Source organism: Chitinophaga sp. SVR4-12A, assembly GCF_056754765.1.
In genome coordinates this window covers 142,374-155,703 of sequence record NZ_JBPGWP010000002.1, presented here as the reverse complement: position 1 = coordinate 155,703, position 13,330 = coordinate 142,374, and the positions used below count along the sequence as shown (strand labels likewise).

The following is a 13,330-nucleotide window of genomic DNA, read 5'->3' as shown; positions in this document are numbered from 1 at the left end:
CCGTATTACTTTTATTAAGCTTAGTAGCCCTTATTCTGAACCAGGTTGCCGTTCTTTGCAATTTCCGTTCTTGGTATGGGATAAAGCGCGCGGTAGTCTCCATTGGGAGAATGAGATAACCAGGATTTTTTCGTGAATGCGCCAAAGCGGATCATATCTGTTCTGCGGCGTGCTTCCTGGCAAAATTCCCAGCCCAGTTCATCCAGGAAACGGCCGAACTTGATATCAGCCCCACCTTCGGAAGTGGAGGCAAGATGGTTCCTGAGCCCGTAGTCATAACCGCTGCCTTTCAGCAGATCTGCTCCCGTCACAACAGCTTTCGCGGGGTTATTCCTGAAATTACGCTCCCGTACCTCGCTTACGATCAGCGCTGCGCCATTAGCGTCGCCGTTCCTCAACAGTGATTCTGCTTTCATCATTAGAATATCCGCATAGCGGAACAGTGGCCAGTCGTTGCTCAGGCGGTTGGTAGCGCCCATTGCAATTTCAAATTTGCCAAGCCGGAAGCCATCTACTTCGTCTGATATGTCTACGCCGGGAACATAATTACGATACGACAATGGCTTGCCCGTAAAGGCGCCCATCGTGCCGTAAATAGTATCACCAGAGGCAGTGAACTGCTGCCCTTTGATATAATTGTCCTGGTAGCGGCTGTCAAGCGTATCAAACGTACTGATGAACTGCGGCACTGCGCATACGCCTCCCCAGGGTGAAAACTGCAGGTTGTAGGTGGCCTGGTTTTCCGGTTCAAGCGTTTGCATATGCACATCAAAGGAATTCCATTCATTTACATATTTGGAGTCAAAAGGAAGGGCGAAAATGATCTCTTTGGAATTCTCATTGTTGGTGACAAATACACTCTTTTGATTAGGCTCCAGTATAAACAAGCCGGAATTAATGATGGTATCACAGATAGCTTTACACTTATCCCACTCCGCCGTGCCGGTGTACACTTCGGCATTGAGATACATTTTTGCCAGCAACGCAAGGCCCGCCCATTTGTTAAACTTCCCATAGGTCACTTTACTATTCTCCTTGCTTACCAGGGGTATGTTAGTAATAAGGTCATTCACAATAAAATCATATACCTGCTTTCTTGTGCTTTGGGTGGGCAGATAGCCTTCGGGCACATCAAACCTGTCTACAATCGGCACATTGCCATAGCAGTCGATCAGCACCCAGTAATAAGAGGCCCTGAGCAGCTTCATCTCGGCGATCAGTGCACTGGTATCTTTGGGATCAACGGGAATTGCGCCGGACCTGGTCTGGTAAATGATCCGGTTACAATTAGTGATGCCCTGGTAGGCCCTCGTCCAGATGTTGATCACTATATCATCGTCTGTTGTCCATTTATGCTCGTGGATCCTGCGGTAAACGCCTCCATCTACCCATCCGTTGGGGCGTGCGGGTGTCAGCATCTCATCAGCAGATACTTCCTGCGCCCGGTAAAGTGTGTTCCACTGCAACAGCAGTCCGCGCCAATCCACATAAGCGGCTCCGGCCAGCGCTGCGAGGTCTGAACTGGTGGGCGTGAACTCGCTTGCGATGATCTGGTTATAGGAAGTGTCTTTCAGCTTGGTACAGCCTGAAAACGCCACTGCCAGCATAGTGGCCAGGCAGGCTATTACAAAGACCGTATTTTTTATCTTTTTCATATTGCGGAATATTACTGGTTAGAATGTTACGTTAAGGCCCAAAGTGAATGTGCGGGTAGTGGGATATTTATAAGGGCTGTCCATACCTGGATCAAGACCGGCTGTAGGTGTTTGTGCAACGCCTGATTGGGCAACCGATGTGCCGTTGCGAAGGCTCACCTCAGGATCAATGCCCTTGTACCCCGTGATAATAAAGGTATTGAGCGATGAGGCATATACCCTTAAGGATTGTATATGTTTTATCCCTGTTTCATTCAGGGTATAGCCAATCGTAATATTATCCACCTTCCAGTAATCTCCGTTCTCAATATAATAGCTGTTGAATTCCACCGGCGATTTCAGCTGTGTTTTCCCATACACAGGCTCATAGGCCGTTTTAAGCAGGTTGTATTGCGCCTGTGTAGGATTTTCCAGCATCATGCGCTGCAGGTTGGCTACCTGGAATTTAAATGCGCCACGTTGTGAAATGTTCAGGTCCCATTTCTTATACCGGAAACTGTTGATCCAACCGGCATAATATTTCGGCAAACCGTTGCCGATCACTTTTTTGTCGCCAAAGGAATGGGTAAAGTCGGAGTATTTCACCGGCTTTCCATCGGCGCCTTCATATACCCACTGACCGTAGTTAGCGGCATCACTGGGATCATTGCCGATGTCCACTACTTTGAATCCATAGAAATCGCCTACGGGACCGCCTACTTTAAGCAGGTGGGAAAATGTCTGTATCGGCGGGAAGATGGCGCCCACCTGCAAATAGTTCGTAGACGTTTTATAGATATCGTTGGAGAGGCTTACGAGCTTGTTGGTATTGGTAGAGAAATTAACGCTGGTGTTCCATTCAAAGTTCTTTGCTTTAACGGGAACAAAGTTCAGCATCACTTCTATACCTTTGTTTTCCATTACGCCAACATTGGCAAGCGTCTGGTTAAAAAGATTCGGGGGGCTGGGCACATCGTAGAGGAACAGCAGGTTATGGATCTGGCGGTTGTAATAATCCACCGTACCGCTTACACGGCTATTGAACATGCTGAAGTCAAGCCCGATATTGGTTTCACGTTTTTCCTCCCATTTCAGGTCAGGGTTTTCGTTTTGTGTTGGCGTGAGCGTTTGTATCCACTCCCCATTGGAGTAAACAAAGCCCCTGTAACCAATAACGCCAACGCCACGGAACAGGTCTGTAGGCTGAGAACCTGTAACGCCATAACCTACCCGCAGCTTCAGATCGTTAAAGATGTGCTGATCCTTCATGAAGGGCTCCCTGCTGATACGCCATCCTGCTGAAACGGCAGGAAAGACGCCCCAGGGGTCCCTGGTTCCCCACAACTGGCTGGCCTCTTCTCTGCGCACACTGGCCATTAAAAGATACTTCTGATCAAAGTTATAGGTAAGCCTTCCGAAGAACCCGATCAGGTTCGTTTCGCTCTTAAAGCTGTTGATAAGCCCCTGGTAATCGCCGCTGCTGATGGCACGGCCAAGGCCGATGTTATCCCAGCCAAACCGGTCTGTAGGAAAATTCCAGTTTTCTGTTGAGTTATTGTTGAATTCATTTTCCTGGTAGCTATAGCCTCCCAGCAGGGTGAAATTGTGCCGGTTAACGGATCTTGTATATTCCGCTGTCAGCTCCATCAGCCTGTCGGTAGAGGCGCTTCCGTTGATCCTGGCATATCCGTTCCTGCCATCGCGGAGTGTGCTTACGTGCTGTTTAGTTTCCATATAGCCTGCCTCATCCTGCACCTTCGCATATGAAAATACTGCGTTGAGCTTAAGCCCTTTCAGGGGTGTATACGTCAGGCTTCCCTTATATCTTGAATTCAGCTCTTTGGTGCGCCCATCGCTTTCCATCAGGTCTGATACCGGGTTCTCATAATCGAACTTGGTCAGCTCCTGGAACCAGGTGCCATCGGGATTTTTAACGGGCGCAGTAGGGTTCTGCCAGGTGGACTGCCGGTAGATATTGCTGTTAAAACCGTTATACCGGCGTGAAGAGCTGAAGATATTCAGGTTTATGCGCAGCTTATCGTCAAACATATAATGATTGAAATCTGCCCTGCCGGAAAACAGCTGATTGTAAGACTTTTTAAACATGCCTTCCGTATTGTTGTAAGTAAGGCTGACGAGGTAGTTAGTACTGCTGTTGCCTCCCCTGAAAGTGAGGTTGTGCGATTGGATCACCGGCTTGCGGGTGATCTGTTTTAACCAGTCCGTATTCTCTTTATAATCCGGCATTTCGAGGTGACGCTGACCGGCTGCCAGCTGCGCCCTGAAATCGGCGGCAGTTGACAGGTTCAATTTGCGGGCAATTGTCTGGGTGCCTACATAGGTGTTATATTCTACCGCCGTACGCTTATTGCCGCCAGCGCGCTTGGTGGTAATAATGATCACGCCGTTGGTGCCTCTTGTTCCATAAATAGCCGCGGCAGAGCCGTCTTTCAGTACATCCATCGATTCAATATCCTGCGGGGGCACCGTTCTCAGGTCGCCCGGGATCCCATCGATGAGCACCAGGGGGTTCTGATTGGCTCCCATCAGCGAGGTTTGTCCCCTCAGCAAGATCTGGGTAGAACCAGTAGGGTCGCCATTCGGAGAAATAACAGACAAACCAGCTACCTTGCCCTGGATCAGCTGGCCTGCATCGGTCACCGACCCTTTAACGAAATTCTCGGATTTTACGGAGGCAATAGAACTGGTCAGATCGCCTTTTCGCTGGGTACCATAGCCGATCACCACCACATCCGTCAGGTTGGCATCAGCCTGTACCAATGTAACCCTGATCTCTGATACGCGCTGAACTGTAATCTCTTTTTTTGCATAACCGATATAAGAGAATTCCAGTGTAACAGGCAATTGCTGAACGGTAATGGTAAATGTTCCGTCCTCTCCTGAGCTGGTATTATTGGCCGCCTGCTTTTCCCGGATGGTGGCCCCCGGGAGCGGCGTTCCCTCCTGTGTTAATACCTTGCCGCTAAGCACAACAGGCGGCGCCACTTCATTGGTGATATTGCGCTGCGGCTTTTCTCTTACAGCGATCATCTTATCTACAATTGCGTAAGTGACCGGCTGGTCCTTAAAGCATAATTCAAGTGTTTGCTCCAGCGATGCGTTGTTAACCTGGATGCTTACATTCCTGGTATTCCTAAGCATATCGGTAGTATAAACAAAGCTGTAGCCGGTTTGCCGGCTGATCTCCTTAAACACGGCACTGAGCGGAGCGTTTCGCACGCTGATATTTAATTGCTGGGAAAAGCCGCTGGCAGTAGCAGCCAGTGAATAGAGCAGAATAAATGCAGTAATCAATTTTCTGATCAAAATAGTTTTGACAATACTCTGCTGCGCCGGTTGCAGCAACCGGCTGGAAACAAATAATTGCATAGATTTTGGTTTGAATCAGTTTTTACATAACGTTTCGGTCGGGGTACATTAAGGCATTACCTTTATGGTTCTGCCTTCAACGGAGAAATGGATCTTACCCGTCATTTCCAGTGCTTTGAGCACATTTGAAAGCTTTGCACTTCTTGACGGCTGTGCGTTAAAACGCTCATTTGTTTTATACAGGTAAACGACATCTACGTCATACCATCTTGAAAGCTGGCGCATTACGGCTCCTATATCGGCGTCTTCAAACAGGAAATAGCCATTCATCCAGGCGAGGTCCTCCCCTGTATTTACATTTGAAACAACCCGTATATTCCCTTCTTTTGTCAATTGTGATTGCTGTCCCGGGCTAAGCATAACACTGTCTTTTCCATTCACCACCCTAACCGCTCCTTCGAGCAGCGTAGTTTTGGCAAGCGGTTCATCCTGGTAGGCCATGATATTAAAATGAGTGCCTAACACCTTTATTGCAGCGCTACCTGCCTTTACGATAAATGGCTTTTTATGTCCGTTCTTCATCTTTACGGAAGCCACTTCAAAATAGCCCTCTCCTACCATCTCTACCCTTCTTTCGTCGCCATTAAAAGCTGTCGGAAATTTCAGGGAAGAAGACGCATTGAGCCATACTTTTGTACCATCGGGCAATTCCAGCTGATACTGGCTGCCGCGGGGCGTTACAATAGTATTGTACATCAGCATGCTGCCGGCATTACCTGCACTTTTATAGTTGAGCTTTGCACCCTGCTTAACGATCCGTGTATTTCCCTGCTGCGCCAGTGTTCCATTATGCGCATCGTCCAGTGTTACAGTAGAGCCATCTGCAAGCGTAAGCACCGCCTTATTGTTTGCCGGCCCGATGGCGGCAGCCATTTCTACACCCGGTGCAGCAAGCGGAGCTGAGGTCTTCCGCGGAATCGCATAATAAAGGACCCCGGCAGCCGCGCAGATCAGAACAGCCGCGGCAGCCGCTGCTATCCATTTTCGTGACCTTATTCCCAGCACCGGAGCAGGCCTGATCTTTTGCAGTATTTCTTTTCTAAGCCTGATGGATTGTTCTTCACTCATGGCCGACGAAGTCACCTCCAGCGATGACCCGAAATCGTCCCTCATTTGCGCCAGCAGAACGCGGTCAGCATCGCTGCTGCGGAGCCAGTCCATCACCTCCTCGAGCTGTTCAGGTGTGCATCTGTTCTCCAGGTACAGCTTTAGCAACGTTCTTTTATAGTCCTCATCAGGGCGCATAGTGAAGGAAGATTTAGGATACTTCCATTATATAATATCCGTTTTTGCAACGAGAGGGTGGTTCCGGATAAAATTTTTTTTTAGATTAAATGCACCAGGGCGGCGAGCAGGATAAATAAACTTTCTATACGGTAGTATTGAAAGATAAATTCTTTGATAAATTTTGTACCCAATACCATGTGTTCCTTTACGGTATTACGAGAGATATGTAATTCCGAAGCTACTTCGTCATAACTTCTTCCCTCCAGGCGACAAAGCCTGAAAATTCTTTTCCGCTGTGCGGGAAGCCTTTCCACTGCATTCTCAAAGATGCGCTGGTATTCGTTCCAGCGGGCCTTCGCCTCTGGTTCTTCCGCTGATTGCGAGATCTGTGCGGCCAGCAAAAGAAGGTGCTCATCCTCTGCAGCCATCTTCTTAAATTCTTTGTATACCCTGTTGCGGGCAATTTTATACAGGTATGCCTGGAAAGAACTTTCCGGGATGATCTGTTTGCGGACCTCCCATACCTTTATAAAAACTTCCTGGAGAATATCCTCCGACAATTGTGGCAGCTTAAGGTACTTCAGGATAAAAGCGTAGAGCGACCGGTAGTATTTGCTGTATAGCAAATCAAAGGCCCTTACATCATCTTTATGAAGCCGAATAACAAGTGCCCTATCATCATACATGTTCACTGTTGACCGAATATAAAGGGATAAGAAAAAGGCATCATAACGCTAACTTTATATAGTCCCAACTATCGTTTCATGACCCGTGGAATAATTGTCATATAAACAAATATAATAAAAATACGGTCAATTGTACCTTTTTACAAAATAATTGTCTTTTTAACACCTTTGGTGGGCGCACAAAAGAAAAACGCCGCACAAAAGTGCGGCGTCTCATTCAAAGCCAATGTGCTCTTTATCTTTTACCAATCTAGCGAATAAGTTCCTTTCTATTGAATCAGCTTATAATCAATCAATGTGCTGATAGCTTATTTCCAGCCGCCGCCCAGTGAGCGGTACAGCTCAACAGAAGCGCTCAGCTGCTGGCGCACGATATCTGCGCGGGAGAGCTGTGCCTGCAGGGCATTGCTCTGGGCAGTGATCACTTCCAGGTAATTAGCCAGACCGCTGCCAAAAAGCAGGCGGGCCTGTCCTACCGCGGTACCCAGGGTCTGTACCTGGTCGGTAGCTATCTGGCGTTGTGTCTGCAGCTTATCCAGCTTCACCAGGGCATTAGACACCTCGCCGATGGCCGTTAAAGCCTGCTGACGGAAACGGAACTCTGCCTGGTCGCGCTGGATCCTCGCTACTTCCAGCTGGGTTTTCAGCTGACGGCGCTGGAACACCGGCTGGGTAATGCCTCCCAGCACGCTACCGGTCAGTGAGTTGATATCAAACCACTTGGCGGCTTTATAGGAGTTCAGTCCGCCGGAAGCGGTCAGGGTCAAAGCAGGATACATACTGGCCTGCGCTACCCCTACCAGGGCGTTGGCAGATACCAGCTGCGCTTCTGCAGATCTTACATCCGGACGCTTGCTGATCAGGTCTGCAGGTACACCGGCAGACAGCTGATCCCACATACGCACCTCTTCCAGCTTACCGCTGCGGGGCAGTGTAGCCGGTAACTGACCAGCCAGGATCCTGAGGGCATTCTCCTGGATGGCGATGCCTTGCTCCAGCTGGGGCACCAGCAGGGCAGCGGTCTGCTGCTGGGAGATAGCCTGCTGAACAGCCAGTTCTGTTACCTCCCCGGCTGTTTTCTGCAAACGCATCATCTGTACGATGGAATCGCTGAGGGATACATTGTATTTGGCAATCTCCAGCTGCTCATCCAGCATGAGCAGGTTATAATAGCTGTTTGCCACATCAGCTACCAGCTGTGTTTGTACGGCGCGGGCGCCTTCAAAGCTGTTCAGGTAATCGGCCAGGGCCGCTTCCTTCTGGCGTTTGATCTTACCCCACACGTCTATTTCCCAGGAAAGGTTGGCTATCAGGTTATAATCTTCGATGTGATCAGTTTTCAGGAAGCTGCTAAGGCTGATTCCGTTCAAACTGTTCTTGGAAGGATAGCTGGTGCTGGCTTTGGCCTGGATATCCAGGGTAGGCAGCCAGCCCATTTTGGCCTGCTTAACGTATGCCTGCGCACTTTCGATATTCTTCAATGCGATCTGCAGGTCGTAATTGCCTTTAAGGGTAGTATCGATCAACGACACCAATACGGGGTCTTTGAAAAACTGCCTCCATTCCACACCTGCAATACTACTGTCTGAAGGGACCTGGCCTGTGCTGTTGAATTGTCCCGGCAGGGCCAGGGCGGGCCGTTCATAATTACGACCCACCCGGCAGGCTGCCAGCACTACAACTATCAGAAAAATTATTGGTATGAAAAGTCTCTTTTGCATGTACAACATGAATTTTGTTTACTTATACAGTTTCTTCTTCCATCTCTTCCTCGTAGACCCTCAAGCCTGCACGGCCGGTTATTCTTTCCTGTACGTATTGGAAAACAACGTACAGCACAGGAATAATGAACACACCCAGTATTACACCCGTCAACATACCACCGATGGCGCTGTAGCCTATGGAGTGGTTACCAACGGCAGATCCTTTCTTCACAAATACCAGGGGAATCAGACCTACGATAAAGGCGAATGAAGTCATCAGGATCGGGCGAAGCCTTGCTCTTGATCCCGCCAGGGCCGATTCAAGCAGGCCCATACCGTTCCTTCGCCGTTGTACGGCAAACTCCACGATCAGGATCGCGTTCTTCGCCAACAAGCCTATCAACATGATCATACCAATCTGCACATAGATGTTGTTGTCCAAACCCGCAAAACCGATGAAGGTAAATACACCGAGAATACCTGTTGGAATGGTGAGGATAACGGCCAGCGGCAGTACATAACTTTCGTACTGCGCTGCCAGCAGGAAGTATACGAATATGATACTCAGCATGAAGATGTAGATCTGCTGGTCACCTGCCTTGATCTCTTCGCGGGTGGCGCCTGTCCACTCATATCCGTAACCGTTGGGCAGCGCCTGCTTCGCGGTTTCTTCGATGGCCCTGATGGCGTCACCTGTACTGTAACCCGGTTTGGGTGTACCGTTGATGGTAACTGCATTATACAGGTTGTTACGTGTTACCGTTTCAGGACCGTATACGCGTTTCAGTGAGACCATTGTTTTTACAGGCACCATCTCATTCTGGGCATTCTTCACATAAATACCATCCAGTGAATGGATATCGTTACGATAGGGCACATCTGCCTGTGCTACTACGCGATAGTATTTACCAAAGCGGTTGAAATCCGAAACATAGCTGCTACCGTAGTAGATCTGCAGGGTCTGCAGCAGCTCAGTGATAGATACGCCTAACTGTTTAGCTTTAAAATTATCCACTTCCACCCTGTATTGCGGGTTACCTGCGGAGAAGGTGGTAAAGGCGGCGCCGATCTCTTTTCGCTGCATCAGTGCCCCGATAAAGCCCCATGCATTCTGGCCCAGCTGGTCCAGCGGACGGCCCAGCCTGTCCTGCAGCATGAACTCAAAACCACTCACGTTACCAAAACCCTGTACGGTGGGGAAGGTGAAGAAGAAAGCGCTTGCGTCTTTCAGCTGGCTTGCCGGACCGTACATCATGCCGGTGATCTGGTCAATATTGTTTACCTGACCTCTTTCACCGATGTCTTTCAGGCGTATAAAACCTGCAGCATAAGGAGAGGCGGCGGCATTACTGATGAAGTTAAAACCATCTACCGTCCATGTGTGCCGTACAGCGGGGTTCTGGCGAAGCATACCGTCCAGCGTTTCTGTAGACTTATGCGTTCTGTCCAGTGAGCTACCCGGAGGCGTGTTCAGCGCATACAATACGAAGCTCTGGTCTTCCGTCGGAATAAATCCTGTAGGCGCTCTGCGGGCCAATATAAAGGCAGCGATGGTTATAATTACCAGCATGCCGATAGACAGCCATTTATGGCGGATCAGGAAGCCAAGGCTTTTGATATACCGATGCGTCATAGACTGGAAACCGGCGTTGAAGGCGTTAAAGAAACGGCTTCCAAAACCTGTTTTCCTGCCATGCTCGTGGCCGTTGTCGTCGCCATGCTCGGCCTTTAAGAACAGCGCACACAAAGCGGGGCTCAGTGTCAGGGCGTTGATCGCCGAGATCATGATCGCAATGGCCAGCGTAAAGGCGAACTGCCGGTAGAATACACCTGCAGGGCCCTGCATGAAACCAACCGGGATGAACACAGCCATCATCACCAGGGTGATAGACACGATCGCACCGGATATTTCATCCATTGATTTCAAAGTAGCTTTTCTTGCAGGCCATCGCGTTTGCTCCATTTTGGCATGCACGGCCTCCACCACCACGATCGCATCATCCACCACAATACCGATCGCCAACACCAGGGCGAAGAGGGTAAGCAGGTTGATACTGAAACCAAACAGCTGCAGGAAGAAGAATGTGCCTACAATCGCCACGGGTACGGCTATGGCCGGGATCAGGGTAGAACGGAAATCCTGCAGGAATATGAACACCACAAGGAACACCAGTATAAAGGCGATCACTAGCGTTTCACGCACCTGGTGGATAGAAGCATCCAGGAAGTCCTTGGCGTTGTACATCACCTCCGTCTTCACACCCTTGGGAAGAGAGGCGCTGAACGGCACCAGCAGCTTTTCTATCTGGTCAATGATCTCGCTGGCGTTAGAGCCGGCGGTTTGAATGATAGCAAAACCTGCAGCCGGTTTTCCATCCAGCAGGTTGTTCGCTCCATAGTTCAGTGAGCCGAATTCAATACGCGCCAGGTCTTTCAGGCGCAGCATAGAACCATCACTGTTTGCCTTCACCACTATATTCTCATAGTCCTCATTCAGGTTCAGTTTACCTTTATATTTCAATACGAATTCAAAGGTTTCCTTGCTGCTTTCGCCCAAACGGCCGGGGGCCGCTTCAATGTTCTGATCCCTGATCGCGTTCAGTACATCCTGCGGAGAAAGGTTATTCGCAGCCAGACGGTCAGGTTTTAACCATACACGCATAGAGTAGTCCTTCGCGCCGAAGATCTGCGCCTGTGCTACACCGGGTACACGTTGTATCTGGGGGATCAGGTTGATCTTGATATAGTTTTGCAGAAATTTCTCATCGTATTCCTTCGGATTTTCACTATACAAACCCATGAACATGATGAAACCGTTCTGTACTTTCTGCGTGCTCAGACCAGCTGTTATCACTTCGGTAGGTAACTGGCTGGTGGCTTTAGATACCCTGTTCTGTACGTTTACAGCAGCGATATCAGGATCGGTTCCCTGTTTGAAATAAACAGTCAGCACCATACTACCATCGTTACTGGAGTTGGAGGTCATGTAGGTCATGTTCTCCACCCCGTTCACCGCTTCTTCGATCGGGTTCGCCACAGAGCGGGCCACTACCTCGGCGTTCGCACCGGGGTAGGAAGCCGTCACTGTTACGCTGGGCGGCGCAATATCCGGGAATAAGGTAACCGGTAAGGCGAAATAGGAGATAATGCCCAATAGTAACAGGATGATGGACACTACCGTAGAAAGTACCGGCCTTAATATAAATCTTCTTAACATGATAAGTTCACTTTTTAGATTGTAAGTAAAATCGACTTTCGCATGTTATACTTTATAACAAAGTATAGCCTGCCACTTACAACGGTTTTGACTTGAACAGACTATCGGCTGATACCGGCTGAGGCGTAATTACAGCGCCGTCTCTTAAGCTGCCGGTTCCGGACAGTACGATCTTCTCGCCTGCTTTCAGGCCATCGCTGACAAAGTAATAGTTAGCTGTTTTTCCCGCAACGCTGATAGGCCTGCTGGCTACTTTATTGCTATCGCCTACTGTGTATACGAACACTTTGTCCTGTATTTCAAATGTAGCGTCCTGCGGTACTGTGATGGCGGCAGGAACGTGCTGTGCCAGTCTTACTTTACCGGTGTTGCCGGTACGCAGTATGCCGTCTGCATTAGGGAAAGTAGCACGGAAGCTGATAGCGCCGGTTGTTTTATTGAACTGGCCTTCTACGGTTTCGATCTTTCCTTTCTGGCCAAATGGCGTATTGTCTGCCAGGATCAGCTCAACCGGGGGCGCTTGTTTCAGTTTCTCCTGCAGCGTATTACCAGCGAAGTTGTTTTTAAAAGCAATGAAATCAGGCTCACTCATAGAGAAGTAAGCATATATTTCGCGTACATCAGACAGCAGTGTGAGGGGCTGCGCATCGTTATTGGTTACCAGGGCGCCTATTTTGTAAGGAATCCTGCCAATGTAACCGCTTACGGGTGCAGTCACCAGGGTATAGCCTACGTTGATGCGGGCGCTGCCTGCTGATGCTTTTGCCTGGGCAACGGCAGCTTTTGCAGCTTCCAGGTTGGCTTTGGCTGTTTTCATCTGCACGTCAGATACTACGTTGGCGGCCACCAGTGGCGCCAGGCGATCCACTTCTACCTGTGCGCGTTCCATGTTGGCCTGCGCAGCCAGCTGGTTGGAGCTTGCACTGTTCAGTTGCTCTGCATACAAGCGGGCATCTATTTTAAATAAAGGCTGTCCTGCTTTTACATAAGCGCCTTCATCTACAAATATTTTTTCCAGGTAGCCGGTTACCTGCGGACGCACTTCTACATTCACCTTTCCTTCCAGCGAAGCAGGAAATTCCAGGTAGGTAGTGGCTGGCGCTGATGTAACTGACATAACAGGCAGCTGCGGTACTTGCGGCGGAGGTCCGCCTGCCTGCTTAGATGCACAGCTATATAGAACGACAGCCAGCATCAGGATGCCGGAGATGTAGCCGAGTAGCTTAATTTTGATCATTTTTTTCAATAATAGTTCCATGGTGTTATAGTGTTATATAATTTATAGACGAATGAGCACCTTTTTATAGGACACAATTATCCCTTTTTACTTTGCAGCAATTAAAAAGGCTTAAGTTTCAGTGACAGTTATCGGGTGGTAGTTTTAACAGAAATAGCCAAGAGTATCGTAAATCCGACATGGCCCGTTAATCCCGTCTGGTGAACTTTATACGGATAAAGGATTGTGTCTGTTAC

At 49.1% G+C, this 13,330-nt stretch carries 7 protein-coding genes; all 7 read right to left on the bottom strand.

Features of this window, described 5'->3' with window-relative positions:
• Positions 1-20: 20 nt before the first annotated feature.
• Positions 21-1,655, bottom strand: coding sequence for a RagB/SusD family nutrient uptake outer membrane protein (locus tag ACR9Y8_RS26865; RefSeq protein ID WP_481216383.1), 1,635 nt, complete (start codon positions 1,653-1,655; stop codon positions 21-23).
• A gap of 18 nt (positions 1,656-1,673) precedes the next feature.
• Positions 1,674-5,024: a SusC/RagA family TonB-linked outer membrane protein gene (locus tag ACR9Y8_RS26860; protein WP_481216382.1), complete on the bottom strand. Its 3,351-nt coding sequence runs from the start codon at positions 5,022-5,024 to the stop codon at positions 1,674-1,676.
• 48 nt (positions 5,025-5,072) lie between these two features.
• Positions 5,073-6,269 (bottom strand): FecR family protein, encoded by a 1,197-nt coding sequence (locus ACR9Y8_RS26855; protein ID WP_481216381.1) that lies wholly within the window; start codon positions 6,267-6,269, stop codon positions 5,073-5,075.
• A gap of 80 nt (positions 6,270-6,349) precedes the next feature.
• A complete protein-coding gene (locus tag ACR9Y8_RS26850) occupies positions 6,350-6,877 on the bottom strand; it encodes an RNA polymerase sigma-70 factor (RefSeq protein ID WP_481216380.1) in 528 nt (175 codons plus the stop codon).
• Positions 6,878-7,245: 368 nt separating this feature from the next.
• Complete coding sequence (locus tag ACR9Y8_RS26845; RefSeq protein ID WP_481216379.1) at positions 7,246-8,658, bottom strand: efflux transporter outer membrane subunit; 1,413 nt, start codon at positions 8,656-8,658, stop codon at positions 7,246-7,248.
• A gap of 22 nt (positions 8,659-8,680) precedes the next feature.
• A complete protein-coding gene (locus ACR9Y8_RS26840) occupies positions 8,681-11,857 on the bottom strand; it encodes an efflux RND transporter permease subunit (protein ID WP_481216378.1) in 3,177 nt (1,058 codons plus the stop codon).
• A gap of 76 nt (positions 11,858-11,933) precedes the next feature.
• Complete coding sequence (locus tag ACR9Y8_RS26835) at positions 11,934-13,115, bottom strand: efflux RND transporter periplasmic adaptor subunit (protein ID WP_481216377.1); 1,182 nt, start codon at positions 13,113-13,115, stop codon at positions 11,934-11,936.
• Positions 13,116-13,330 lie beyond the last annotated feature (215 nt).